We start from the raw sequence: 24,862 nt of genomic DNA on the forward strand, positions 1-24,862 counted from the left end.
CGCTTTGTCACGTCAACTTCTCGATGAGACGAAGCAGGTCATCGCGCTCCAGTCCGTGCTGACGGGCGACACTCACGAGTGTCAGCGCCGCCTCGGTGACAGGGGCCGGCTCCGTGCCGGCGGACGCGACCCGCGCCCCACGGCCCCGGCGGAACTCCAGCACACCCTCACCGCGTAACCGCCGGTAGGCGGCCAGCACCGTGTTGCGGTCGACCGACAGCGCCTTCGCCAACTCTGCCGCCGGCGGCAGCTGTTCTCCGACGGCAAGCTCACCCGAAGCCACGCCCCGGCGGACACACGCCACGATCTGGAGCGGGAGGGCCTCCCTGGAAGTATGATCGACTACCCATCTCATAGTGCTAGTATTATTAGCACCATACCGTCGAGGCGTCAACCACGCCGCCTCCTCAGCCAACCAGCAGAGAGCTGCGCACCGCTCGGCCCGCTCCTTGCCGTCGCGGCCCAGGTGTCGGTCGAGTTCGTTGCATCGTTCCGGCAGGCTTGGCGAACCAGGCCAGAGCAAGGTGCTGACTGAGGCTTCGTCGGGTTGGTTGTCACCGCACTTTCCGATCAAGTGCACGATCAATGCCGGGAGTTGCGACCGCATTTGTGAATCACTACATCAGTTCGGCGAGTGTTCTATCGATTACCGGTCTGCAGGTTCTGCACTCTCGCACGAGCAGGCGTTCGCGGCCAGAGATCACCCGGATGGCCGGGTAGTCAGGACGGCATCCGACAGGGGGAAACCGGTAATCTGGCGGTGCGGCTGGGCTTCTCCCCGTCAACTCTCGGGCATCACGCCCGTGAGCTCCGGGGAAACCCGGGGTCAGCGGCCCGCGTGAGCGGGCTTGAACCACGGAGAAGTCCATGGCGCAACGGAGAGACAACCGGAAGAAGGCCACGAAGACGACGAGGCTGCGGGTCGCGGCAGTCCTTGCGCACATCGTCCTCGGTTTGGCGCTGGCTGAGCGGGTCATCGACTTGTTTCACCAGCTCAAGGGCCTCGCAGGCTAGCGAGAGGTGGCGCCTCTCTTGCAGTCCAAAAAGCCAGACCCACGCTCTGTGCAACCCCCTGGTACAGACCCATGGTCAGCCGGCATCCGATTATCTCCGGTGCGCCGCAACACCAAGTGACCCGGTGAACGACGAGGAACGAGCATTCACGTCGTGGCAGGTGGCGACCTCTCGCGTCCGTGCCACGCCGCTACTCGACCGCGACGGCGTCACCCGCGATCTCGCCGACGGCATCCAGGACGCCTTCGAACGCCGTGATGGGACCCCAATCGTCCAGGTGCCGTGCCCAACCAGTACCTGGCGATGTGCCGGAAACCCGTCTGCGAGCTCAGTCGGGAGACTTCGCCTGGCCCGCGCATTGTCAGGCCCAGGGCGTGTGCGGCGACGTCGCGCAATACGGCGTCACCGATCCAGGCCGGACGTGGCGCCCGATCTCGAGGCCGGGCGCGATGGGCGCCGACGCCGGTGGCCGCGCGTGGCGCACGATGAGCAGCGTCGAGCTCCAGTCGCCAGGCCCTTGCCGTTTCGCGTCGGGGATGCGCGACCCGCTGCTTGCGCAGCCTCGGTGCGGGCTGTGGTTTCGTCGTCTGCGGGACGCAGTAGGGTGCCGGATGGGACACGTTCCGTCACGTCGGCGGGACCTGGAGCAGGGGGATGGGATGCGTGACTTCGTGATGCGGTCATGACTACACCCAGGCGGGATGTGCGGCTGATGCAGCAGCAGGCCGGTGAGGTGGACGCACGGCTTGCCGCCGCTCGGCACACAGCCCGGTCCGGCGACCAGCTGGTCACGGCCGTCGTCACGGGCCAGGGAAAGCTGCTCGACCTGCGGATCGACGACGGGGCGCTGCACGGCGCGCACGGGCAGAAGCTCGGGCTGAGCATCGTCGAGGCCGTCCGCGCCGCCCGCTCCGCGGCCAACGCCTCGGCGCTTCCGCAGCTGAACGCGCTGTTCGGCAAGCAACCGCCGCCGCCGGTCACTCCGGCCGCGCTTCCGCACCCGCCGGCCGCTGCGGCACCTGCCCGGCGCGAGGCCGCGCCGGCGGACGAGGAGAACTTCGAGGAGCTGGACTTCCTGACCGACGAGCCGGAGCCAGGAGGCCGACGCTGGTGAAAAGCGAAGAACAGCTGTACCACCTCGCGAAGGAAATCGACGCGCGGGTGGCCGCGGTGGAGCAGGCAGCCCGGACCGGTGAGGCCCTGCCGCTGGTGCTCGACATCGGCGCCGGCCTCGGCACCGTGACCGTGGACGGCCTGGGCGGCCTGGTGTCGGTGGACCTCGCTCGCGACGCGGTCGCCAGGCACACCGGGGCCAGCCTCGCCGGGCATGTCCTGCGCGCGATCGCCGGCGCCGAATCGGCCGCCGCCACCCGGCGCAAGACCATGATCGACGACGCCGCCCGGGAGGTCCGATGAGCGACGGCAACTTCAACCCGTTCGGCACCGCCGCGGCCGGCTCCGGCTTCGAGGTCTACCCCCAGGCCCTGCGCGCGGCCACCGACGACGTGTTCGCCGCACGCGACAAGGTGATCAAGTTCGGCCAGGAGGACCTCGCGCAGGTGGTCCTGCGCGACGACGACGTGGGCATCCTGGGCGCCCAAGCCGGTGTCGTCGAGATGTTCAACAGCACCATCGCCCACATCCGCGACAAAACCGCCAAAGGCGCCATGCAGCTGGGGCAGTTCGCCGAAGCACTGGACAAGGCAGCCGACTACTACGACACCCAGGACGAAGCGGACTTCAAGCGTCTGCGCGACCTGGAGAAAGGCATGGGCTGACCTGTGAGCGCACCGACCGCCCCGCCGACGCCAGCGGCGCCGCAGCCCTATCCCGACGAAGCCGACGGGAAGATCCGCAGGATCGCCGAGCTGCTCGGCCGCGGCGACATCATCCAGCTGCTCAACGACGTCCGCAACAAGCTGCTGGGCAACGCCTTCCAGGTCCAGGACATGGCCATGGCGTTCGCGAAGAACCACACCCTCGCCGACGCCGGCGACGACATCGACAACGCGGTCCAGGCGGTGGCCGGCACCTGGAGCGGACGCGCCGCCGCCCAGTTCAACACCTACGCCGGCACCGTCGGGAAAGCGCTCGGTGACCAGCAGAACGTCGTCGGCAGCATGTCCGGCATCCTCTCCGGGATCGCCACCTGCGTGATCGAGACCTACGGCAAAGCCATCGAGTTCATCGGCACCTGCGCCGTCGAGCTCGGCAAGCTCGGCTACAAGACGATCGTCGCGATCGCGACCGCCGCGATTCCCATCGTCGACGTCTTCACCTCCAAGGAAGTCATCGACGCCGTCGTCGACGCGTTCGCCAACCTCATCACCGCCATCAACGGGCTGTTCAGCCAAGCCCTGTACACGCTGGGCAACTTCCAGGCGCAAGCCACCGCCCTCGTGCAGGGCGACACCGACTTCCCCGACCTGCCCCCGATGCCCACCAACTCCGGAATGGACAACGAGAAGCAATGGCGCATCGACCCGTCAGCCGCCCCGGCATGAGGACACCAGCCCTCGGCTGTGCCGCACTCGTGGCGGCGAGCCTGCTCACCGGGTGCGGCCCTTCGACACCCGAACGCGTACTGGCCCAGCCACCAGCCCCCGCGCAGACCGGCGCGCCGCTGCCACTGGACCAGGTCGACAAGCCCCTTGACCTCGCCAAGTTCGACACCGACCCGTGCAGCCTCCTGACGAAAGACCAGGTAGCTGCCGTCGTGGCCGATCCACCCTCTGACGTCAAGCCGTTCAGGACAGCCACCGCGCCCAGATACGGCTGTTCCTGGGTCGCCCCCCTCGGGGCAAACGCCACCGCCTCGAAACCGGCCGAGCGCCCGCAAACCCTCACCGAGCTGGCGGAGTCACCGGCACGGAAACGCGACATGTTCGAACCGTGGACCGAAACCTCGATCGACGGCCTGCCCGCCATCATCTACCACCAACGCGGCAGCACCGACGCCTGCACGGTCGCCGTCCAGGTCACCGACCAGCAGATGCTGACCTTCGAGATCATCGGGAAGGACCTGCCCCGCAACTACTGGGCCAACGACCGCTGCGGCGGGGCCGCCAAAATGGCCGAAGCCGTGATCGGCAACCTCCGCCAGAACTAGCACTGCAACAGCAGTTGAGGTGCGTGGGAAGCTGCAGCCTTGGTCGTGGCCAAGGCGAGCTTGGTGGTGTCGTCGTCTCGCCGGATTTCACCGACCTGCTCGGCCGACGTCCAGTGGTTCTTCCTCAAGCTAACCCTCTCTCATCGGTCGAAGAGGGGCGAGGACCGGACTCTATGAGACGACACCGCCAGTACTCGTCGTGAACGGCCCAGGCATTGTCATGGCGCCGGCGGGCGGCTCAGTAGCCGCGTTTCCACGGCGAGCAGACCTCGTTGTCGAGCGGTCCGTAGCAGACCTGGAAGGAGTCGACACTCGAACCGCCGACGGGTCTGCCCAGACGACGGCAAGGGTGAGCAGCCGCCACGCCGATTTGCCTTCTCCGGCACGAACATCGGGTTCCTTTCCGGAAGATGCGCGAATGGCGTCGCCGGCCTGGGACGAGACGATCGCCGGGCGAAGCACCGGCGTGGTGCGGCCAGGCTGTTGTGCGGCAGCGGCTGGCGCCGGAGGAGCGATGTCTGCCGGCGTGACGGGCGCCACTGAGCAATGTGCTTGCTAACAGACCATTGCTTGCCCGCGCAAGAGCGGATCCGCCGCCGGTCGGCGCGTCCACCGGCTCGGGTAAGCGCTTTCCCCGTGGCTCGCGTGATCAGGAACGAAACTCACGTGATTGGAGCCGTAACTCGCGAGATCCGGCTTCAATCACGCGAGTTACGGCTTCCATCACGCGAGGCACCCTGGCGGCAGCCCGCGGGTCGATCTCGTCGTGGCGGGTCAGATCCGGTTCCAGAACGTGCAGTGGTGGTCGGTGGCGAACGGCGTCGGCGCGATCGAGTCCGCGGCCAGGCCGAGCACGGACGTCGACATGGCGTGGGTGGGCGCCCACGGGGGCAGGTCCGGGGTGTTCGGGTCGCCGCGGTGGGCGAACGTGGTCCAGTAGGCGGTCATGGCTTGGCTCAGCCGACGTTGCGGTGGCGTCATGTCGTGCAGGCCGGGGTATTGGCTGCGCGGGATCGAGGTGTCCAACAGGAACGGGAGATCCCAGCCGTGGTAGGCGCCGTAGGGAAGATTCCCCAGGAACCGCCCGGAGCTCTCGGTGAGCTCGTAGGCGTAGACCGGTGCGTGCCGGGCGGCCGTCCGGGCGGTCGCGAGCGCCGGGCAACTGCCGATCCCGCCGCCCCAGTCGGTGAGCACCGTGGCCAGCGCGAGTGCGGGGTGGGCGAAGGCCTCGGCGGGATATTTCCCGAGCACTGCTTCGGCGTCGGCGCCGAACGCGGTGCGAATCATGGCGGCGTAGCCGTCAGCGGTCAGATCGGCGTACCGGCCGAGCACGAACGCCCGCATCTCGTCGTGGGTGCTGCCCATCAGCAGCGGAACGCCGGCGGCGGATCCGTGCCGGATGGCGTCGATCGGCTGCCACGGCAGGTACGGCGTGCCGGCGACCGGTCCCCACGGGTCATCCCGGCGCTCGCCGGTGACCGGCCTGTCGGGATCGGCCAGCTTCAGCAGCAGATCCGCGACCGGGACGCTGCGCAGGCAGGCGGCGGTGCCGCCCGGGGCGTCGGCGCAACCGAGCGTGCCGACGGCCTGGGCGCCCTTGCGATCGGCGACCGCCTTGGTCATCACCGGGTTGGCGCACGCACCGCTCTGCACGATCGCCCGCTGGAACAGCCCGCGCGACCCGGGTGAGGCCAGGTGGGTGCAGACGCTGCGCGCGCCCGCGGACTGACCGGCCAGGACCACCAGGTTCGGGTGCCCGCCGAACGCGGCGGCGTTGCGGCGGACCCAGCGCAGCGCCTCGGCCTGGTCGAGCAGGCCGTAGTTGCCCGAGACCGTGCCCTCGGCGTCGAGAGCGTTCGAGGAGAGGAAGCCCAGTGCGCCGAGGCGGTAGTTGACGGTGACCACGACGACGTCGCCGCCGGTGGCCAGGCGGGCGCCGTCGTACTCGGAGGCCGCGCCGGAGGCGAGGTTTCCGCCGTGGAGCCAGACGACCACCGGCCGGCGACCGGGGCGGCTGTGGCGGGCCGGCGCGACGACGTCGAGGTAGAGGCAGTTCTCGCTGCCCACGAGGATCGGGTTGAACTCCGCGTCACGACCGACCTGCGGGCACTTGCCGGTCGGGGTGGTGGCGTCGCGAACCCCGGTCCACGGCCGCGGCGGTGTGGGGGCCCGCCAGCGTTGGTCACCGACCGGCGGGGTGGCGTACGGGATGCCCGAGAAGCGGACGACGCCGTCGCCTGTGTCGCCGCGGACATAGCCCCCGTCGGTACGCACGAACGTGGGATCGTGGTCGAGTGGATCAGCCGCGGCCGTGACCACGGGCGTGAGCGTGGTGAGCACCAGGGCGAGCACGATCACCAGACGACGTTTCATCGGGACTCCTCCATTGACGGCGGTGTTCACCGGACGGCCGCGGGGATTGACTGCCGCTCGCCGGCCGTGATCGGATCACCCCGGTCGGGGTGCCGGGTGGTCATGCCCACGATCCCGGGGTGCCCGCCGCCGGGCATCGGCCGACGCTCGTATCCTCGACTACGCCGACGAATGTACGACCTCTCCCCGGCTACGTCAGTGAACGTACGACCTCGAACCCGCCGTCGAACGGCAGCTCCGACCGTCACCCAGCGAGTCAAGCGTTGCCGCAATTGATATGATGTATGCGCTTACTTCTCTCCCCGAACAGACCAGTTGGTCACCCTTGACGGTAAATACATAGGATCTCTAACCTGAATCTTCCTGTCGTCCAGCGAAGAACACGGGTGGGGCGGACATGCGCGTTCGAGGGGAAGCACCACGGCGGACCGCCGTAGCCGTGACGGCCGCGATGGCGTTCGCCCTGGTCAGCGCCGCGGGGGCCGACGCTGACCACAGCGGCCGAGGCGCCGGGCCCGGCCTCGCTGCGGCGGACAAGGCGTCGACCCTGTGGTACGACGAACCGGCGACCGACTGGGAGAGCCGGTCGCTGCCCATCGGCAGCGGCGCGCTGGGAGCCTCGGTGTTCGGCGGCGTGCAGCACGAACAGCTGCAGTTCAACGAAAAGACGCTGTGGACCGGTGGCCCGGGCGTCGCCGGTTACAACTCCGGCAACTGGACCTCGCCCCGGCCGGACGCGATCAAGCAGGTGCAGGACAAGATCGCCGCCGACGGCCGGGCCGATCCCGAGTGGGCCGCCTCGGTCCTCGGCCAGCCCAAGACCGGGTTCGGGGCCTACCAGAACTTCGGCGAGCTGCGCATCTCGCAGCCGAGCGCCCCGGCCGGCGTCACCGGCTACCGACGCGGCCTCGACATCGCGAAGGCGACCGCGAGCGTCGCCTACACCTCGAGCGGCACGACGTTCACGAGGGAATACTTCGCCTCCGCAGCCGACAAAGCCATCGTCGGCCGGTTCACCGCAAGCAAGCGCAAGCAGCTCGGCTTCACCGTGTCCGTGACCGCGCCGGACAACCGGTCGTACACGTCCACCGCCGAGAACGGCCGGATCACCTTGTCCGGCAGCCTGACCGACAACAAGCTTCGGTTCGAGTCGCAGGTGCAGGTCCGCACCGTCGGCGGCACCCGCACCGACAACGCCGACGGCACGGTCACCGTGGCCGGCGCAGACGAGGTGGTCCTGGTCCTCTCCGCGGGCACGGACTACGCCCCGGCGTACCCCGCCTACCGCGGCACGGACCCGCACGCCGCGGTCACCCAGCGGGTCGGCAGCGCCGCCGCCAAGCCGTACCACGCCCTGCGTGCCCGGCACATCGCCGACTACACGAAGCTGTTCGACCGCGTCTCGCTGAGCATCGGCCAGCAGATGCCGGATCTGCCGACCGACGACGTGCTTTCGGCGTACCGCACCGGAACCCTCGCTCCGGCCGGGCGCAAGGCGCTGGAAGTCCTGTACTTCCAATACGGCCGCTACCTGCTGATCAGCTCATCGCGCGCCGGCTCGCTGCCCGCCAACCTGCAGGGCGTGTGGAACAACTCCACGTCCCCGCCGTGGAGTGCCGACTACCACGTGAACATCAACCTGCAGATGAACTACTGGCCCGCCGAGATCACCAACCTCACCGAGACGACCACGCCCCTGTTCGACTACGTCGATTCGCTGGTCGCCCCCGGCAAGGTGACCGCGCGGCAGATGTACGGCAACCGCGGCTGGGTGGTCAACAACGAGACCAACCCCTTCGGCTTCACCGGGCTGCACGACTGGCCCACCGCGTTCTGGATGCCCGAAGCCGGCGCCTGGCTGGCTCAGCACCACTACGACCACTACCTGTTCACCAAGGACGAGAAGTTCCTGCGCGAGCGCGCGTACCCGATCATGAAGTCGCTCACCGAGTTCTGGGCCGACGAGCTCGTGCCCGACCCGCGCGACGGCAAGCTCGTCGTGACCCCGAGCTTCTCCCCCGAACAGGGCCCGTTCTCCGCCGGGGCGTCGATCTCCCAGCAGATCGTGTGGGACCTGTTCACCAACACCCGGGCGGCCGCCCGCACCCTCGGCGACACCGCCGCGGTCCGCTCCACCGGCGACGTCCTGGCCAAGCTCGACCCGGGCCTGCGGATCGGCAGCTGGGGCCAGCTGCAGGAGTGGAAGTCCGACTGGGACGACCCGGACAACACCCACCGGCACGTCTCGCACCTGTTCGCCCTGCACCCCGGGCACCAGATCTCCGCGCGCACCAACCCGGAACTGGCCACCGCGGCCAAGGTCTCGCTGACCGCCCGCGGCGACGGCGGCACCGGCTGGAGCAAGGCCTGGAAGATCAACTTCTGGGCCAGGCTGCTCGACGGCGACCACTCCCACCTGATGCTCGAAGAACAGCTCAAGAACAGCACCCTGCCGAACCTGTGGGACACCCACCCGCCGTTCCAGATCGACGGCAACTTCGGCGCCACCTCCGGCGTGGCCGAAATGCTGCTGCAGAGCCAGAACGACGTCATCGACGTGCTCCCCGCCCTGCCGGCGGCCTGGGCCGACGGCGCGGTGAACGGGCTCAAGGCCCGCGGTGACGTCACCGTCGACACCCAGTGGGCAGGCGGCGTCCCGACCCGGATCACCTTGCGGCCAGGTCACTCCGGCGAACTGAAAGTCGGCAGCGACCTGTTCACCCGCCGGTTCCGCCTGGTGGACGCCATCAGCGGCACAGTGGTCCCGCACCGGCTCGACGGCCGGACGATCACGTTCCGGGCGGCCGCGCACCACCAGTACGTCGCCGTTCCCGTGGCGTGAGCGCGGGGCACCGCCCCAGGGTGTGCGGAGGCGTTGTCCGGTCGCCTACCTCGGGGTGGCGCCGGCTTCGCCATCGGCGATGACGAAGCTCGCGCGCGTGGTCACCGGGGCCCCGGGCCGGGAAACGTAGTCGACGACGCGGTAATCGGCCGTCCACTCGGTCCGGGTCACGACGTTGCGGACGTAACCACGCTTGCGGTTGACGAACTTGATGTGCGGGTTCTCCCGCAGCTGCACGGCATCGCCGGCGTTCTGGTCGACGCCGTCGCCGCCGGAGGTGATCGAGGTGCCCACCAGTTCCGTGCCCACGGTCGCCGAAGCCGGGTTCGTGAAGTCGGCCTTGATGTCGGCGACGTAGCTCGCGTGCACGTCGCCGGTGATCACCACCGGGTTGCCCGCCTTGGCCAGGTGGTCGCGGACGAGGTCGCGCTCGACCGGGTAGCTGTCCCACGCGTCGTCGCTGAAGCTCGTCTCCGGGCCCGCGGTGAAGTCTCGGGCGGAGAAGAACACCTGCTGGGCCAGGATGTTCCAGCGCGCGGTGCGGCCGGCGAGGTTCCGCAGCAGCCATTCCCGCTGCGCGGAGCCGAGGATCGTGCGGGCCGGGTCGAGCCGCTCCTGCGGCGTCACCTCCTGGTCGTCGCGGAACTGGCGGGTGTCGAGCAGGTGCACGTCGGCCAGGTCGCCGAAGGTCAGCCGCCGGTGGATCCGGATGTCCGGGCCGGACGGACGCTGGGCGCGCCGCAACGGCATGTGCTCGTAGTACGCCTGGAACGCGGCCGCGCGGCGCTGCCGGAACACCGCCGGGTCCTGGTCGGGTTCGGTGTCGGGCTGGGAAATGTCGCCCGCCCAGTTGTTCTCGACCTCGTGGTCGTCGAACACGACCGCCCACGGGAAGGCCGCGTGGGCCGCCTGCAGATCAGGGTCGCTCTTGTACTGGGCGAGCCGGGTGCGGTAGTCGGCGAGCGTCCAGATCTCGGCCGCCGGCGCGTGCGCACGGCCGATCGTGCCCTGCGCGCCCCCTTCGTAGATGTAGTCGCCGAGGAACGCGACGAGGTCGAGGTCCTCCTCGGCCAGGTGCCGGTAGGCCGTGTAGAAGCCCTCCGGGTAGTTCTGGCAGCTGGCGAAGGCGAACGCGAACCGGTCGGTCCGCGCGCCCGGCCGCGGCGCGGTCTTCGTCCGGCCCACCGGGCTCAGCTCGCGGCCGGTCCGGAAGCGGTAGAAGTACTCGGCTCCCGGCCGCAGCCCGGACACCTCGACGTGCACCGCGTGCGCCTGATCCGGGCGGGCCGGCTCGGCACCGGCCGCCACCACGCGGTGGAACCGCTCGTCCTCGGCGACCTGCCAGCTCACGGGCACCGGCCGGGCCGGCATGCCACCGTCGGCAGCCAGGGGTTCGGGCGCCAGCCGCGTCCACAGCACCACGCCGCCGGGCAGCGGGTCGCCCGACGCGACCCCCAGCGTGAAGGGCGCCCGCACCGGCGCGCGCCCCGCGCCCTCGGCCGCCGCGGCCGGGATGCCGGACAGCGCGGCGGCGCCGAGCACGGCGCTACCGGCCAGCAGGACCTGACGGCGGGACGGCGCCGGACCCGCGGCGGCGTCGAATGGACCAGCCATGTGTCACCTCTTCCGAAAAGACCGTTGCGGCCTGCACACGCTAAGTTCGAGGGATGACTACGGTGCGACGTCCCGATGACCCGGCGGTGTACACCCGGAGGAAGTAGCAAACTCCCCCTCGGAGCAAAGAGTAACGGCGTCCGGCGAGGGCGCTTTCCCGGCGTGCGGGTGCCACGCAGTCGATCCCGGCATGGCGAAGATCAGCTCGGAGAACGAGGCAGCCGGGAAAGGGCCGCAGTGGCGCTGTGCGTCAACCGGGCCAGACGTGGGGGGCGTGGGTGATCAAGGAAGGGGTTTCCGTGACCTGGACGAGTTCGCCCGGACGCACTGCCGTGGTCGTGCCGTTGATCCGCGAGTGGGACTCGGCGCCCGGGCCCGTTGCCGTGAACGCGGTTCCCGCGTGGGTCCAGCGGATCACCCTCAGCCGGTCGGACTCGTCGAGGAAGGCGCACTGCCAGACGGTAGCGGGCAGTCCCGCGGCGAGCCCCTGCCCGCAGCCTCGCAACCGGGAACCGGTCAGCCAGCGTTGAAGTGTCTCGACAGCGAGGGCGGCGCCGGTCGGCGGGCTTCCTTCGGCCTGCAGCACCAGGGGAAGCTTGCTGGAACCCCAGTTGTAGAAGTACATCCGCCGCAGGTTGAACTCCCTGCCGTAGAGGCCGGCGAGGTAGAACCGCATCGCGTAGTCGGTGGAGCGCGCCGGGGGCAACGGCTCCCTCAGCGGGATGTCGTAGACCGTGCCCGTGTTCCACAGCGGCGGGTGAACGCCGGCCGCGTGCATCGTCGCGTCGAGTTCGCGCAGCAGCGGCACCAGCGTTTCCGGCGGGTCGGCCGCGTCCCGCTGGTACAGCTTCACGCCTGCGGCGTCGCAGTGCTGGTAACCGCCGAGTTCGGCGAACCGCCGCAGGATTTCCCGTGCTTGTGGTTGCCAGAGCTGTCCCATCGAGGGACAGACGAGCGTGGCGTCCGGATCGTTCGACCGCACGATCTTCGCCGCTCGCGCGGTCATCTCCACCAGCCTCTCGACCGACCCCGAGTAGTACATGTGATGCGTGGCCTGCACCCACAGCTCGTAGGCGTGGAGCCGGCCCCGGTACCGGGACGCGAGGGCTTGGACGAAGCGATCCCAATCGGCGAGGTTCTCGGGCGCACCGGTGCGTGAACCGTCGGTGTAGGCGCCCTTCGGCGAGCCCGGTGCCGCCCACCCCGGTGTGCCACCCAGGACGAACAGCGTGGGCAGTCCCGCTTTCTCCGCGCCGTCCACCAGCCGGTCCAAGGTGGCCCAGTCGAACCGGTCGCGAGCCGGCTGCAGGTTCGCCCAGCGGGTCTGGCTGTCCCAGAAGCGCACACTGCCCACCCGGAACGCCGGCATGGTGCCGGTGGCGCTGTTCATGGTCACGCCGAACAGCTCCGGTGCCACCGGAACTGGCTGCGCCTGCCAGGCCGGCGCGGTGATCTGCGGGACATCCGTTCCGGCCGGGGTGCCGGAGGTCACGACGAAAACCATGAGCATCGCGACCGCGACCGCCACCAGCCGCGTTCGTGGGTGACCGGCTTTCCGCGCGCGGACCGTGGGGGCCGCCGGTGGGTCCTCGGCCGGCCGGGCGCCGCCCTCGCGACGGCGCCACCTGAGCAGCAGTTCACTCAGCTCTTCGTCGGTCGCGCCGCACTCCTGGGCGATGCCGACGAGCAACTGGTAGTTCGGTGGCGCACTCCGTCCGGTGCAGTACCGGTGCAGGCTCGAACTGCTGACATATGTTCGCTTGCCGAGCTCGGCGTAGCTGAGGCCGCTGCGTTGCTTCAGCTCCGACAGCAGCTTGGCGATCTCGTCCACGTGCTCCCCCTCCCCCGGCCGAATGCTAACGAAACGCCGGCCCCCGCCACAGCCCCGCGGCCGAAGCATGGCCCAGGCCGTCTCATCGGCGAGGTGAACGCGCAGGTCAGAGCCTGCCGCGGCGTCCCGCCCCCCGGACGGGACGCGAAGATCTTGATATCGGCCGGCTGTCCCGGGGACAGTACTTCCGGGCGGCGGCCGATCAGGGCGTCGCGATGATGAGGGGAGCACAATGCGACTTCAGGCGTTGACGAAACGGATGGGGCCGGTGGTGGCCACGGCCGCGGCCGCCGTGCTGCTGGGGTTCACCGGAACGGCACAAGCGGCTCCGGCCGCGCCGGAGCCGGGCATGATCGTGGTCGAGGAAGTGGTGCCCGCGGGCGCGGACGCGCCGGTGCAGACGATGGGCACCAGCTGTACCTGGCCGGCCTGCGGGGAGGCGCACAACCGCACCGGGAAGAGCCTGGAGATCGACCGGGACTCCTCGTCCCACTGGAGCTGCAAGGTGGACAGCGACCACCGGAAGACGCTCAAGGACGGCGGTGACTCGACCGACTACTGGAAGGACACCGACTGCGTCCGGTCGAAGACGTGCAAGGTCTACTTCCGTGGCGAAACCTACGACCCCGGTGAGTGGATCCGGCTGTACAACCCGACCTGGTTCTACAACCTCAACTGCTGACCGAGCCCGGCAAGGCGATTCGTGACGCCGGCCGGGGCGACGGCGGGTTTCCGCTGTCACCACGGCCGGCGGTGCCACCCTGCAACGACTGTCAGGCGGTCCTGGTCGCGCCGCCCGTCGATGAGGTGGCCCGAGCCGGTCGTCTCGCTCTGCTGCTGCAGGACGCCGGCCTCCGCGGCGGCGGAGAGCACGACGTCATCGCCAGAGCAGCGCGCTGGCGGGTCTACACCCTGTCTCCGATGAGCACACCCTTCTCCCCTGCTCACCGGCGATGAAGGGCTGCCCTCCGGCGGCAAGCCCATCCGCTCAGCCCGATCCCGGCCCTGCTCCAAGCCGCACTTCACACGTAGGCCGCCGATGCAATGTCGGGCGTCAACGTCCACGTTGCTCCAGGTCAGGGTGAGAACGGCCTTACCGGACAACCCTTCGCGAACCGGTGCTCTCTTGGTGAACATCGGCCGGGTTGATGACACGACGGGCAGCGTTCATGACAGTGCACTGGCTTGAGGCCGCCCTCGTGATCGTCAAGACGTACGGCAGGGTGCGTCGTCCGAGCTCCTCGAAGATCTTGCCCGCCTGACTGCGCAGGCTTTCCAAAAAGGGGCACAGGGCCGACGAGCTCCACAGGTCGATGGGATACCAGCCGACGACGTACACGCCCGCATCCGTCGTCTCGGCCGGCAAGTACCGATTCGCGAGCTGGTCGCGTTGAGCCGTGGAAACCGCCGTATGCCATGAGCCCTTGATCTCCACCGGGACGCTCACTACCTCGGCAGCGTCGAGTTCGCGACCAACCACCGACGGCCGACCTACTGGTGCCGCCACGGCGACACCAGCACCCAACGCACGGCCTCGAACGACCGAAGACGCTCTACATCCGCGAAGACCACCTCGTCGACGAGATCAGCATCCGACTCGGAGATGAAGGCAACGACGGCCGCGCCACATCGGAGTTTGATCGGCTACGGCACGGACGTGTGGCAGCGGCGCTGCGCGAGTCAGGAAAGATCATTGTCTACGACGGCGCCGAATTGCGGCTCGAGGAGACCGATTCGAGCTGATCTACGATCGCTCCAGCTTCAAGATCGCGTTTCGCGATCCGTGGGGTAATACTGGGTCCGAGGACGATCGTGCTCGCTAACCACAACACTATCGCTGGCCGAGCAATCTTGATTCAGCGCCACAATGCAGGCGAGCTGACGAGACAGTGACACGGTTGCCCCGCTTCATCACGTCGCGCGCACAGCGACATTGCGTCACTGACCTCACACCTCACTCTCGGGCGCCGCCGACGTCAGTACCGCACGTCAACCACGGACAGTCAAGGCCTCATCGACTGGAGCCGCGCGATCGTGGACGGTGCCTGCGTGCGGGCCAAAAAAGGGGATCTCTGACCGGTCGGAGCCCCGTCGATCGAGGCAAGCCCGGCTCGAAATCCACGCCCTGTCCCACCGCGCCGGGCTACCGCTGGTCGTGGCCATCTCAGCAGCCAACACCCACGACATCCATGCCCTCAAACCCCTGGTCATGGCAATCCCGGCGATCAAGTCCCGGCACGGCCCACGCCGGCGCAAGGCCGCCAAACTGCACGCCGATAAGGCCTACGACCAACCCGGCCTGCGGCGCTGGGTCCGCGACCGCGGCATCAAGGTCCGCATTGCCCGCAAAGGCATCGAGACCAGCAAGAAACTCGGCAAGCACCGCTGGGTCATCGAACGCACCATGGCCTGGCTCACCGGATACCGCCGCCTCACCCTGCGCTACGAACGCAAAGCAGCGCACTTCCTCGCCTTCCTCATCCTCGGCGCAGCCCTCACCTGCCACAAGAAGCTCCGCAAACTCACCACATGAGACAAGCTGTCAGGCGTACTACGAGAGTGCCGAGCAGCTCCCGATCAACGCGCGGATCGGCCGGTTCCCACCGCTGCCGGTCCCGCTCGGGGTGGCGGTGTTCCCGCACGCCGCGTTCGTGGCCATCCGCCGTTTCGCCGAACGCGACTTCCCGACGATCATCCGCTGGACCGAGTACGACCGCGGCGGCCACTACCCCGCGATGGAAGAGCCGGACCTGTTCGTCGAGGACGTACGCATGTTCGCCAGGGCCTTGAAGAAGACCTGACTGCGTGTGGTGCGGACGAACTGCGGCTCGTTCGCAGACCGGCGCACGCCGGTGCGCGCCGGTCCGGGTCACCCCCGGGCCGGGCGGCCGGGTGCGCCGTACACGCACCAGGTGGGATCGGCTCGGCCCACCACCGCACGTCAGGGCATGCGGAGGACGCGCATGAACGGCACCAGCAGCCACGGCCGCCTGCCGTGCACCCGTACCTTTCCCCGGCACATCGCTGACAGCCTGCCGAGCCGGTGGAACAGCATCAGGTTCAACGCCGCCGGCTCGAACGACACGATCGCGTCCGGATCGCTGCCCGGGCCTTCGGCCGTGAGCCGGCCGCCGCGGAGCACCAGCGTCACGGTGGTCGTGTGGCGGGAGCGGAACTCGACCGCGATCCGCCGCGCCGGCGGATTCCGCGCGTCGAGGATCTCGCCCGGGTCCGTGCGGACCATCCCCACGAGGAACAGCTCGAGGAACAATGCCGCCTGCCACGACGGGATCGCCCACGCGCGCCCCTCTGCGCGCGCGATGTCCCCGCCGTGGATCAGCAGCTCGTTGACGAGGTGGGCAAGGATTCCCGCGACCGGCACCCGCGAGCCCCCGAGCCAGTCGATGGGCGTGGCGGGGTCCATCCCCTCGCTGCGCGCGAGGATCTCGGCCACCGCGGTCCGCATCCCCCGCGCGAGCACGACCACGTCCCGCTCGGCGAAGGCGTCCAGCGCCGTCCGGTTGAGCTCGGCCACCGAATGGATGGTCGTCCCCGGCGCCAGGTCCAGGAACTCGTACCCGGCGGAGGGCGGGGAGTGCGGGTCGACCATCACCGTGTAGGAGGACGCGATCCCGACGACGTGGGCCGCGGTCTCGGCGATCGACCATGCTTCGGTGGCCAGGGCGCCGGGGACCGTGGCGGATTCGACCAGGTCGGCGAACCGCTGTCCCGCGTCGGCGAGCGCGGCACGGGCCGCCGCCCACTGCTCTCCGGTGATCGTAACGTCCACGCCCCCACCTCCCTGTCAGGCTTGCGCCACCGTAGCGGTCACCATGGCCGGCAGGCTTCTTCACCTGTGCCGAACCGGGGGCCGCGGCACGGCTCGCCTGCACCCGGCTGACGATCACCGCGCTCACCGAGGCCGGTGAGCGGCGGGTGCGAGTGTGGCGGTGCGCCGAGCCACTGACCGCCCGCGCTCCTGCGGATCGGGTGCGCTGGCAAAGCGAAGGCTGGCTCACCGTCCGCGACGGCGACCGCCCCAGCGCCGGGATCGTGCGGCTGACCCTCGATCCCGAGGAGGTCGTCGGCGGGCAGGCGCTGCAGCTGCAGCTCGGCGCGATCGGCCAGGACGCCGACGCCGCCGAGCGCGCCGGCCGGGCACTGGTACGGATCCAGGGCCTGCTCGGCCCCGACGCGGTGTCCACCCCGCTGCTGGACGGCGGCCGCGGCCCCGGCGAGCGCGTCCGGCTCATTCCATGGGGCGAACCCCGACGCCCCGTGCTCGAAGACCGCCCATGGCCGGGACGCTTGCCCGTCCCCTCACCGGCGCTCGTGCCTGCCGACCCGGTCTCGGCGGCAGGTCAAGGGGTCGCAGGTTCAAATCCTGTCAGCCCGACGGACACACTTGCAGGGCCCGTGACCAGCACACCGCCGCTCACGGGCCCTTTGTGTTGCCTTGACCCGTTCCGCTCGCACAAGGCGATCCCCTGGCTACTTTCCGCATCGCCTCTTGATCCCGAATCACCTCCTCGAACACTTCCCCATTTCGCGACATTCAGTGGTTGTCCCCTTTTGACTGAATGATCGAGTTCGCAAGCGGGTCGCGCCGGTGGGAAAATTACCCGCGACCAAAAGGTGGATCGGCCGTTCGGCGCAGTGACCGAAACATCGCGCCCGGTCGGCGAGCCGATCTATTCCCTCTTTGGGCTCTCACCCTTGCGGTGAAGATTTCGCACCTACGGAGATGCCCGCTCGCTCCTCACGACAGAGTATCGCTGCAGGGAGAAGCGCCGGAATCCGGTGCCGAAAACAAACAATGAGCTCCGAGGAGCGGTGATGTTGAACCGAAGAAAACTACTGGGGTGGGCGACGGCCGGAGGCGTGGTCGGTGGGGCGGCGCTGCTGCCTTCGGCCCTGACCCGGGAACCGAGCGCCGCGGAACACACCGGGCATGCCCCGGCCGCGGGCTCCGCGGCGGGCGGGGGCCGTCCGGCGGCGGGGCTGGGGGTTTTGTTCTCCCAGCGGCTGCCGATACCGCAGCAGCTGACGCCGATGCGGCGCGGCGACGGCGTCGACGTGTACAAGATCCCGATCAAGGCGGCGCAGCACGCCTTCCTGCCCGGCAAGCCGTCGCCGGTGCGCTCGTTCGGCGGCCAGTTCGTCGGGCCCACGATCCGAGCCAAGACCGGCACGCCGGTGGAGGTGACGTTCACCAACCAGCTGGACGTCCCGTCCAACGTGCACCTGCACGGCGGGCACAACGCCCAGGCCGACGACGGCCACCCGATGGACCTGCTCGCCCCGGGGCAGAGCCGGACCTACCACTACCCGAACCGCCAGCAGGGCGCGACCCTCTGGTACCACGACCACGCCCACCACCTCGAGGCCGAGAACGTCTACCGGGGACTCCACGGCTTCTACATCCTCGACGACGAGGCGGAGCGCGGCCTGAACCTGCCTTCGGGGCAGTACGACGTGCCGATCATGCTCCGCGACATCCAGCTCGACGCCAATGGGGCCATGGTCTACCCGAACTTCCCCCCGGACCGCAACACCATCCTCGTCAACGGTGTGGTGAACCCGTACTTCCAGGTCGCGGCCCGCAAGTACCGGTTCCGGCTGCTCAACACCTCCAACGAGCGGCAGTTCCGCCTCACCCTGGGCGGCGTCCAGATGACGCAGATCGCCTCCGACGGCGGGCTGCTGCCGGCGCCGGTGCCGCGGTCGGAAATCCTGCTCGGATCCGCGGAGCGGGTCGACATCGTGGTCGACTTCTCGAAGGTGCCCCTGGGTTCGCACCTGGTGCTCAAGGACATCTCGGGACCGCTGCTCCGGTTCGACGTGACGCGCCTCGCGCTCGACAGCAGCCGCGTGCCCGCCACGTTGCGGCCGTTGCCCGCGCCGGGGACGGCGACCGTTCAGCGGGAAATCACCATGCGGTTCGACGAGACGAACTTCACCGGCCTGATGAACGAGCAGGTCTACGACCCCAACCGGGTGGACATCAAGGTCAAGCGCGGCGCGACCGAGATCTGGACCGTCCGCAACACCGACACCGTCTTCGGTGCGCCCCACTCGTTCCACCTGCACCTCGAGCAATTCCGCGTGCTCGACCGCAACGGCGGCCCGCCGGGACCGGACGACGCGGGCCGCAAGGACACGGTCTTCCTCGGTCCGGGTGAGTGGGTCCGGCTGCAGACCACCTTCACCGACTACGTCGGCCGGTACGTGTACCACTGTCACTTCCTCGACCACTCGAACATCGGCATGATGGCGGAGATGGAGATCGTTCCCTGACGGGTGGGCACGCGGGGCAGGCGGGCGCGTCCGCCTGCCCCGGCTCCCGGCGGTTCGGCACTCGTTGACCGCCACGCTCGGCACTCCGCAGGTTCGTCCCTGAACGAAGGAGGTCCGGATGAGCCATCCGGTGCGGTTCGCCGACGGAACCGGCGCGGTCCGCGTCGGCCTGCTCACCGGTGAGCAGCTCCGACCGCTCGCGGTGGCGTCGATGAGTGACCTGCTGCGGCGCCCCGTAGCCGAGATCCGCGAGCTGGCCGAGGCCGCCGGCGAGCCCGTGTCCACGGCCGGAACGCGGCTGCTACCGCCGCTGGACGGGCGGATGGAGGTGTGGGCCGCCGGGGTGACCTATCTGCGGTCCGAGGAGGCGCGACGCGAGGAGAGCGCCGATGAGGACGTCTACGCGCGGGTGTACCGCGCAAAGCGGCCGGAGTTGTTCTTCAAGTCGGCCGCGTGGCGGGTGGTCACCGACGGTGAGCCGGTCGCCATCCGCGCCGATTCGGCCAACAACGTGCCGGAACCGGAACTCGGCCGAGTACGGTCACGCCCTCGCGCTTGCTCGCGCCGGCCACACCACCGCGCACGCTTGGGCCTTTGCCAACCTCACCGGCACCAAAGCCCGCGAGATCGGCGAGAAGGCATGGCGACGATGGTTCTGGGCGCCGGCCACCACGATCGCCGCAGCCGAATCCAATCTCACTGAGCAGCAAGCTTGGGACCACTTCTACAGAGCGTCCCCAACTCAGGCAGCTTACATCGGACGTGATGCGTGGCGCCGTGATCGCTGCTTGCCCGCGCTCAGGGAAGCAGAGGAACGCAGGCCACGTCGGCTTCGGCTCGGGATTCGCTGCGACGACGACGGCAGTGCGAGAGTCACCATATCGCCTCGCTCGACAGGTTCAGGCTGAGCTGGGTTCCTCCACTTTGTACACCCCAGCCTCGGCCAAGCTGACGGCGTCCGACTCAAGAACCAGCATCAGGAGGATCGACTTCGATGGCATCGCCGCACGACGAGGCCAAGTGCAGGCACGCAAGAATCCACCAAAGGATCCAAGTGTCGCGTAGGTGACAAAAAAGGTCAGCTCCATACCCCTTCCAGATACGAAAGATTCAACTACTTCCAGGCCACGCTGGCACCACAAGCCTGATGCGCCCCGGGTCTGGTGCAGGTCTCGTTGTCTGTCACCGAGCCCGTGCAGGCTCGAAGGGTTGATCGTGACGTGACGCTTGGTGGTCGGCTTCGACCTGGGCTGGAGTGCGCTGTCCGACCTCGCCGTGGACGCGGCGATGGTTGACCAGTCGACGTATTCGGCGACGCTCGGTATAACGAATGGCTCGATATTGAACTCCGCGGTCGGAATGATGGACAAGTCCGGTCACGTCTTGTCCGGCTCGTTGCCGGGCCCAGATCCCCATCTCCAGCGCGTCGAGGGCGAAATTCGTGTGCAACGAGGTCGACACCTGCCAGCCCACGACCATTCTCGAGAACACATCGATGACGAACGCGGCATACACCCATCCCGAGAACGTCCGGATATAGGTGATGTCCGCTACCCAGAGCTGGTTCGGCTGGTCGGCAGTGAAGCGGCGGTCGACCAGGTCCGCCGGCGAAGGCGAGGCGGCAGCGATGGTGGTCCTGGGCCGCCTGCCTCGCCGTAGTCCCTGCAGGCCCCTTCTGGCGCATCAGCCGCTCGACCGTGCAGCGAGCCACGCGGATTCCCTCACGGTTGAGTTGCGCATGCACTTTCCGCGCTCCGTAAACACCGGAATTCTCGCGGAACACACACTCGATCTCAGCGAGCAGTCCGGCGTCCCGCACGGCACCTTTCGACGGCGTGCGCTTCTGTAGTCCTGGACGTCGACGGCCGCGCGTACCGGGTCACCGACCTTGAAGTAGACGACGGCGTCCACTTTCACCGAGACGTTGTCGCGGGTGATGCCATCCTAGGGGGCACCGGCATCGTGAGGATCTGCATGTCGACCTTCTGCAGTCGGTCGATCACGGGCGCGATCACGGCGAGGCCTGGCCCGCGGATGGCCGGACGCACCCGCCCGAACCGATAGACGACACCGCGTTCGTATTGGTTGATCACCCGAACACTGGACGCGATCAGCATGAACGCGACGGCGGTGATCGCAAGGGCAAAATATGCCGCAACCATGCTTTTCTCCGATGTTGGTTGTTTCCACTGCCATGACCGGGAGCGGTGCTCGTCGAGTCCGATCGAAGGTCTTGTCAGCGGTTGCCGAGCCTGTGCTACTCCATCGGATTCACGAGGGCGAACCTGCCGCGGAAAGCACTTGTGAGGCGACCGGCGGACGGCCCGTGTCGACGCGCCATTTCACGGCAACGCGAAGCGGGTCGAACGCGCGCAGCGCCTCCGGTCGCGTGCCGGTGGTGATCTGCTCGGCGGGCAGGCGACCGGTCACCGGGCCGTGCGTGAACCCCCACCGGTCGTGTCCGCCGGCGAGATGGACACCGGCCACGGGCGTCGCGCCGATCAGCGGCCGGCCGTCCGAGGTCACCGGGCCTTCGCCGACCCGGACGTCCCCCCGCTCGTTCCAGCGCACGCCCTCGAGCAGTGGACGCGCGGACGCGATGAGCGACCTCACGTTGTCCCGGATGTCCTCTCGGTCCGGGTCGAGCAACTGCGCCATTCCGGCCACGCGCATCCCGTCGCGATGAGGGGTACACATCGCGCGTGCTTCGGGCAGGTAGATCGGTCCGGGCACGGGACGGTCCACCGCGACGGTGAAGGAATACCCGCGGCTGACCGGAGCCGGCACCGGCACGCCGCAGCGACGGGCCAAGTGCGCCAACGATGCGCCGGTGGCGATCACCGCCACATCGGCCTGCAGTGCCAGGCCGGCACCGGTGCAGACCCGGACACCACCACGGCGAGCGCGGACGTCCACCACCTCCTCGGTCCGGATGTCCCCGCCCCGGGCGAACACCGACCGGGCGAGCGCGTGGGTGAATTCGCTGCATGGTTCGAAAATACCGCGATGACCGGGGCTTCGACGGTCTGCGCGTCGACCCCGTTCGCAGCAAGCATGTCGAAGGCGTCGAGGCACTCGTCGTCGAGCGCCCGATTCCGGCGGACCGCCCGAGTCCACGACGACCAGCGGCGGTTCGCGGAAATCTGCGCGAGGAAGCTCCACCATTCCCGGTCCGGGACAGCCGGGTCTCGCCGCGGGCCGGCCGGGCGCGTCGGTGAGCGCAGCCCGTACCGCAGCACGGCCGGTTCGTGCAGCGCCAGCAGGCTCGGCGCAGTCCACCCGGCGTTGCCCCGCGAGGCACCGGCTGCCACTCCGTTGTGATCGAGCACGGTCACCTCGACCCCACGCTGCTGCAAGAACCACGCTGCCGACAGCCCGACGACCCCGGCACCCACTACGATCGCCGATCGCGGCCCACGGTCGCCCCGAACATCCTCGACGCGGGCGACGTCGCTCCCGTTGGCCCCGAACATTTTCCGACCTCCACATCGCAGTTGTGCTGACACCTCCATGATGATGGGAAATCCACTCGAGCGATTGTCGCGTTCCGCCAATCACGAGGACGCTGTTTGTAGAGTTGCTACACCGCGCCCGCTTCGCCCGCGATGGGCCCTACGGGTGCGAGCTGACTTGACTTCCGCACGGCGCGCACGAAATTCGCAGCAACTCTCCCGTCGCCGCTGACGCACCACACGCATTCCCATGCGTTCCGGTCGAGCAGTATTCACCGACTGCCCGGATTTTCCGAACCTCGGCAAGGTAAAACGTCGAACCCGGTTGATCACGGACCTACAGCAGATCATTTTCCCGTCACGCCAACCGCAGGGTCCTGGGTGACGAGCTTCGCCAGGCACGCTTGGAACGCGACTGGCCCCGCGAGGAGCGCCAGCTCGTCCGGGACGGCGATGTGCCGGGTCCGGCAACTGGCCAGGACGGCGAGTGCGAGCAGATCGTTGAACGCGGCGACCGGGGTGACGGACGTGGCGCCCCGCGTCCACTCCGCCACGGCGGTCCGGGCGCTGTCCTGGGCGTTCCGCACACCCTCGATGCCTGGACCTGCACCTACACCGTCCATGTTGGTCTCTGCGGGGACGAGCGACCGGCCTTACCCGCGAGCAGCGACGGCCACAAGGCCGACATCGACGAGCTCACGGACGTCAGGCGCCCGGCGGGCCGCACCGCGAAGCGGCGGACGCTCAGGGCCCCTCCCGGCCACAGCGGCGCGGCCGCCTCCACGCGATCTTGGACCGTCGCGATGCCCTCCCCCGGCCCCCTTGGTTTCGAAGTGCGGAACCGTGAAGCGGTCCGGCAGCGCCGGGACGCCTTGGCGGTCGGGCCTGAAATGACCGTGCAGGCCGACACCGCGCCGCCACGGCCGATCGTCCACGCTGAGCGCTCCGCGCTGCCTGGATCCGCAGTGACCGGCCGGAGACCCGGGCAGAACACCAAGCTTTCGACTTGGGCGAGCGTGCTGAAGACCGTGAGCGCGAACCAGACCGGTTCAGCATGTGTCAGGGGTGCCGCGAGCGGCTCTCCGGGCGAGTTGTGCCAGCTCGGCGGTACACATCATGAGCCCGCGTGCCGGGAGGTGCCGGAGGTAGTGGTCCACATCGGCACCCAGCACGAACACGTGCAGCGGCGGCCCGGTCTCCTGGCACGACTCGATGGCCTGGCGAAGTGCGGCCAGTACAGCCGGGTGCCGGGTTTGGTACGAGGAGGCGACCAGGTGGTTGCCGCGGTCCGCGGCGAGGTAGAACTGGATCAGGTCCTTGGTGCCGATGAACAGTTCGCCGGCTCCCGCGGTCCGGAACCCGGCTGTCGAGTGCACCGCGGCCGGTGTTTCGAGGAAGGCGCCGAGCGGCAGGGCGCCGGTCAGGCCGAGGTGCTGCCGCAGCCGCCGGAACTCCTCCTGGTCGTTGAGGAACGGCGCGGCGAAACCGACCCGCTCCGCGTCCCAGCCGAGGCGATCCTGCAGGCGTGCGCGCAGGGCCCGGAACGCGCGCGGATAGCGAGGCTCCGCCAGGAGCCACCGGGTGCCGTGGAGCCCGAGCTCCGGGTTGGGTTCGTCCGCCACTGCTGCCCCGGTCGTGATCCGGGCGGCGTCGTCCGAACGGAGGTCGAGCAATCTCATGACCAGGCGTTGCCCGGGAAGGAGTTCCTTCACCATCGAGCACAGCTCCGAGGCGATGGCTTCCCCGTAGCGCTCGGCCTCGCGATCCCCGGCCCGGAGGGCATCGACCGGGCTCAGGCCGGCGCCGAAGCAGAGGAACTCTTCACGGACGAAGTAACAGTTCGCTTGTTCGACGCGCGGCACGAGGTCGTTCGTGGACCGGATGTCGGCAGCGTCGGCGATGACCACGCAGATCGACTCGAGGCCGTCGAGGCTGATACCCGGGGGCTGCGCCTGCTGCGGCTCGCCATCGATGCCGCCGAGGACGACCGACTCGCGATCGACCCGGATGGTGACTTCGCCGACGAACGCGTCCGGCTCGAACGAATCGACGCGCAGGACGGGGATCCCGCGCGAGCGGCAGAGCGACTGCATGTGGCCGGTCCGGCCGCCTCTCGCGCAGATCACGGCGGCCGAAGCGACGATGGCGTCGTAGAAGTCGGGGCCGAGGGTCTCGACCACCAGAACGGCACCCTGGACCGGTTCCCTGGTGCGGTGGCAGATACCGCGAACGGTCGCCCGCGGCGAGCCGACGAGCAGGGACCCCGGGATTTCCCGCAGGCCCGGCTTCCCGCCGGTCTCCGGGTGATCCGCATCCGGTCGAGGCATGCC

The 24,862-nt window shown here is 69.0% G+C and carries 24 protein-coding genes and 3 pseudogenes; 13 read left to right on the plus strand and 14 right to left on the minus strand.

Annotated features, from left to right (window positions below):
• Window positions 1-7 precede the first annotated feature (7 nt).
• Window positions 8-607 (minus strand): GntR family transcriptional regulator, encoded by a 600-nt coding sequence (locus I4Q55_RS50855; protein ID WP_307793482.1) that lies wholly within the window; start codon window positions 605-607, stop codon window positions 8-10.
• A gap of 1,089 nt (window positions 608-1,696) precedes the next feature.
• Between I4Q55_RS50855 and I4Q55_RS45670 the strand changes: the two genes are divergently transcribed.
• From I4Q55_RS45670 to I4Q55_RS45690, 5 genes are read left to right on the plus strand one after another with little or no spacing between them, the layout of a single operon-like run.
• Window positions 1,697-2,128: a YbaB/EbfC family nucleoid-associated protein gene (locus tag I4Q55_RS45670; protein ID WP_206797156.1), complete on the plus strand. Its 432-nt coding sequence runs from the start codon at window positions 1,697-1,699 to the stop codon at window positions 2,126-2,128.
• A complete protein-coding gene (locus I4Q55_RS45675) occupies window positions 2,125-2,430 on the plus strand; it encodes a hypothetical protein (protein WP_206797157.1) in 306 nt (101 codons plus the stop codon). Before I4Q55_RS45670 ends, I4Q55_RS45675 begins: the two co-directional genes overlap by 4 nt.
• Window positions 2,427-2,792, plus strand: coding sequence for a hypothetical protein (locus I4Q55_RS45680; protein ID WP_206797158.1), 366 nt, complete (start codon window positions 2,427-2,429; stop codon window positions 2,790-2,792). Before I4Q55_RS45675 ends, I4Q55_RS45680 begins: the two co-directional genes overlap by 4 nt.
• A gap of 3 nt (window positions 2,793-2,795) precedes the next feature.
• On the plus strand, window positions 2,796-3,518 hold the full coding sequence (locus I4Q55_RS45685) for a hypothetical protein (protein WP_206797159.1): 723 nt from the start codon (window positions 2,796-2,798) through the stop codon (window positions 3,516-3,518).
• Window positions 3,515-4,123, plus strand: coding sequence for a DUF3558 domain-containing protein (locus I4Q55_RS45690; protein ID WP_206797160.1), 609 nt, complete (start codon window positions 3,515-3,517; stop codon window positions 4,121-4,123). Before I4Q55_RS45685 ends, I4Q55_RS45690 begins: the two co-directional genes overlap by 4 nt.
• Window positions 4,124-4,897: 774 nt before the next feature.
• Here the strand turns inward: I4Q55_RS45690 and I4Q55_RS45695 are convergent.
• Window positions 4,898-6,496, minus strand: a complete 1,599-nt coding sequence (locus I4Q55_RS45695; RefSeq protein WP_206797162.1) for a carboxylesterase/lipase family protein — start codon at window positions 6,494-6,496, stop codon at window positions 4,898-4,900.
• 439 nt (window positions 6,497-6,935) lie between these two features.
• Between I4Q55_RS45695 and I4Q55_RS45700 the strand changes: the two genes are divergently transcribed.
• Complete coding sequence (locus tag I4Q55_RS45700) at window positions 6,936-9,338, plus strand: glycoside hydrolase family 95 protein (RefSeq protein WP_307793483.1); 2,403 nt, start codon at window positions 6,936-6,938, stop codon at window positions 9,336-9,338.
• Window positions 9,339-9,383: 45 nt separating this feature from the next.
• On the opposite strand, the gene I4Q55_RS45705 is transcribed toward I4Q55_RS45700, so the two are convergent.
• The gene (locus I4Q55_RS45705; protein ID WP_206797165.1) at window positions 9,384-10,952 is read right to left on the minus strand and encodes an alkaline phosphatase; all 1,569 of its coding nucleotides are present in this window, start codon (window positions 10,950-10,952) and stop codon (window positions 9,384-9,386) included.
• Window positions 10,953-11,202: 250 nt separating this feature from the next.
• Window positions 11,203-12,783, minus strand: a complete 1,581-nt coding sequence (locus I4Q55_RS45710) for a helix-turn-helix domain-containing protein (RefSeq protein ID WP_206797166.1) — start codon at window positions 12,781-12,783, stop codon at window positions 11,203-11,205.
• Between the two features lie 247 nt (window positions 12,784-13,030).
• On the opposite strand from I4Q55_RS45710, the gene I4Q55_RS45715 reads away from it, so the two are divergent.
• On the plus strand, window positions 13,031-13,465 hold the full coding sequence (locus I4Q55_RS45715) for a hypothetical protein (protein ID WP_206797167.1): 435 nt from the start codon (window positions 13,031-13,033) through the stop codon (window positions 13,463-13,465).
• A gap of 411 nt (window positions 13,466-13,876) precedes the next feature.
• Here I4Q55_RS45715 and I4Q55_RS45720 read toward each other — a convergent pair whose 3' ends face one another.
• A complete protein-coding gene (locus tag I4Q55_RS45720; RefSeq protein WP_206797168.1) occupies window positions 13,877-14,218 on the minus strand; it encodes a hypothetical protein in 342 nt (113 codons plus the stop codon).
• A 62-nt stretch (window positions 14,219-14,280) separates the two neighbouring features.
• On the opposite strand from I4Q55_RS45720, the gene I4Q55_RS45725 reads away from it, so the two are divergent.
• From I4Q55_RS45725 to I4Q55_RS45735, 3 genes are all read left to right on the plus strand, one after another.
• The gene (locus I4Q55_RS45725; protein ID WP_206797169.1) at window positions 14,281-14,526 is read left to right on the plus strand and encodes a hypothetical protein; all 246 of its coding nucleotides are present in this window, start codon (window positions 14,281-14,283) and stop codon (window positions 14,524-14,526) included.
• Between the two features lie 298 nt (window positions 14,527-14,824).
• Complete coding sequence (locus I4Q55_RS45730; protein WP_307793484.1) at window positions 14,825-15,316, plus strand: IS5 family transposase; 492 nt, start codon at window positions 14,825-14,827, stop codon at window positions 15,314-15,316.
• A gap of 118 nt (window positions 15,317-15,434) precedes the next feature.
• Window positions 15,435-15,584, plus strand: a complete 150-nt coding sequence (locus I4Q55_RS45735) for an alpha/beta fold hydrolase (RefSeq protein ID WP_206797170.1) — start codon at window positions 15,435-15,437, stop codon at window positions 15,582-15,584.
• A gap of 140 nt (window positions 15,585-15,724) precedes the next feature.
• On the opposite strand, the gene I4Q55_RS45740 is transcribed toward I4Q55_RS45735, so the two are convergent.
• Window positions 15,725-16,573, minus strand: coding sequence for a maleylpyruvate isomerase N-terminal domain-containing protein (locus tag I4Q55_RS45740; RefSeq protein WP_307793485.1), 849 nt, complete (start codon window positions 16,571-16,573; stop codon window positions 15,725-15,727).
• Window positions 16,574-16,773: 200 nt separating this feature from the next.
• On the opposite strand from I4Q55_RS45740, the gene I4Q55_RS50860 reads away from it, so the two are divergent.
• The 3 genes from I4Q55_RS50860 to I4Q55_RS45755 all read left to right on the plus strand — a co-directional run bounded on the left by I4Q55_RS50860 (window position 16,774) and on the right by I4Q55_RS45755 (window position 19,783).
• Complete coding sequence (locus tag I4Q55_RS50860) at window positions 16,774-17,367, plus strand: hypothetical protein (protein WP_206797172.1); 594 nt, start codon at window positions 16,774-16,776, stop codon at window positions 17,365-17,367.
• A 252-nt stretch (window positions 17,368-17,619) separates the two neighbouring features.
• Window positions 17,620-19,080, plus strand: coding sequence for a multicopper oxidase family protein (locus tag I4Q55_RS45750; RefSeq protein WP_206797174.1), 1,461 nt, complete (start codon window positions 17,620-17,622; stop codon window positions 19,078-19,080).
• 118 nt (window positions 19,081-19,198) lie between these two features.
• Window positions 19,199-19,783: a hypothetical protein gene (locus tag I4Q55_RS45755; protein WP_242547918.1), complete on the plus strand. Its 585-nt coding sequence runs from the start codon at window positions 19,199-19,201 to the stop codon at window positions 19,781-19,783.
• Window positions 19,784-19,979: 196 nt separating this feature from the next.
• On the opposite strand, the gene I4Q55_RS49930 is transcribed toward I4Q55_RS45755, so the two are convergent.
• From I4Q55_RS49930 to I4Q55_RS45780, 8 genes and pseudogenes are all read right to left on the minus strand, one after another.
• Window positions 19,980-20,450, minus strand: a complete 471-nt coding sequence (locus tag I4Q55_RS49930) for a hypothetical protein (RefSeq protein WP_242547931.1) — start codon at window positions 20,448-20,450, stop codon at window positions 19,980-19,982.
• A 7-nt stretch (window positions 20,451-20,457) separates the two neighbouring features.
• Window positions 20,458-20,595 (minus strand): annotated as a pseudogene (locus I4Q55_RS51165) (IS3 family transposase); the annotation flags it as partial.
• 151 nt (window positions 20,596-20,746) lie between these two features.
• Window positions 20,747-20,899: pseudogene (locus I4Q55_RS51170) on the minus strand (IS3 family transposase); the annotation flags it as partial.
• A gap of 17 nt (window positions 20,900-20,916) precedes the next feature.
• Window positions 20,917-21,197: pseudogene (locus I4Q55_RS45765) on the minus strand (SPFH domain-containing protein); the annotation flags it as partial.
• Window positions 21,198-21,351: 154 nt separating this feature from the next.
• Entirely contained in the window at window positions 21,352-22,035 is a 684-nt protein-coding gene (locus I4Q55_RS51175; protein ID WP_374194543.1) for an NAD(P)/FAD-dependent oxidoreductase, read from the minus strand.
• The gene (locus tag I4Q55_RS51180) at window positions 21,918-22,592 is read right to left on the minus strand and encodes an FAD-dependent oxidoreductase (protein ID WP_374194544.1); all 675 of its coding nucleotides are present in this window, start codon (window positions 22,590-22,592) and stop codon (window positions 21,918-21,920) included. Before I4Q55_RS51180 ends, I4Q55_RS51175 begins: the two co-directional genes overlap by 118 nt.
• 287 nt (window positions 22,593-22,879) lie before the next feature.
• Window positions 22,880-23,119, minus strand: coding sequence for a substrate-binding domain-containing protein (locus I4Q55_RS45775; RefSeq protein WP_206797178.1), 240 nt, complete (start codon window positions 23,117-23,119; stop codon window positions 22,880-22,882).
• A gap of 462 nt (window positions 23,120-23,581) precedes the next feature.
• A complete protein-coding gene (locus tag I4Q55_RS45780; protein ID WP_206797180.1) occupies window positions 23,582-24,859 on the minus strand; it encodes a putative PEP-binding protein in 1,278 nt (425 codons plus the stop codon).
• Window positions 24,860-24,862 lie beyond the last annotated feature (3 nt).

The sequence above is a fragment of the Amycolatopsis sp. MtRt-6 genome (assembly GCF_017308975.1).
Classification (GTDB): domain Bacteria; phylum Actinomycetota; class Actinomycetes; order Mycobacteriales; family Pseudonocardiaceae; genus Amycolatopsis.

Excerpts from the sequence above, each read along its gene's own strand:
- I4Q55_RS50855 (WP_307793482.1), bottom strand. The coding sequence starts at position 607 with ATGCGGTCGCAACTCCCGGCATTGATCGTGCACTTGATCGGAAAGTGC.
- I4Q55_RS45670 (WP_206797156.1), top strand. The coding sequence starts at position 1,697 with ATGACTACACCCAGGCGGGATGTGCGGCTGATGCAGCAGCAGGCCGGT.
- I4Q55_RS45680 (WP_206797158.1), top strand. The coding sequence starts at position 2,427 with ATGAGCGACGGCAACTTCAACCCGTTCGGCACCGCCGCGGCCGGCTCC.
- I4Q55_RS45690 (WP_206797160.1), top strand. The coding sequence starts at position 3,515 with ATGAGGACACCAGCCCTCGGCTGTGCCGCACTCGTGGCGGCGAGCCTG.
- I4Q55_RS45695 (WP_206797162.1), bottom strand. The coding sequence starts at position 6,496 with ATGAAACGTCGTCTGGTGATCGTGCTCGCCCTGGTGCTCACCACGCTC.
- I4Q55_RS45705 (WP_206797165.1), bottom strand. The coding sequence starts at position 10,952 with ATGGCTGGTCCATTCGACGCCGCCGCGGGTCCGGCGCCGTCCCGCCGT.
- I4Q55_RS45750 (WP_206797174.1), top strand. The coding sequence starts at position 17,620 with ATGTTGAACCGAAGAAAACTACTGGGGTGGGCGACGGCCGGAGGCGTG.
- I4Q55_RS45755 (WP_242547918.1), top strand. The coding sequence starts at position 19,199 with ATGAGCCATCCGGTGCGGTTCGCCGACGGAACCGGCGCGGTCCGCGTC.
- I4Q55_RS51180 (WP_374194544.1), bottom strand. The coding sequence starts at position 22,592 with ATGGAGGTGTCAGCACAACTGCGATGTGGAGGTCGGAAAATGTTCGGG.
- I4Q55_RS45780 (WP_206797180.1), bottom strand. The coding sequence starts at position 24,859 with ATGCCTCGACCGGATGCGGATCACCCGGAGACCGGCGGGAAGCCGGGC.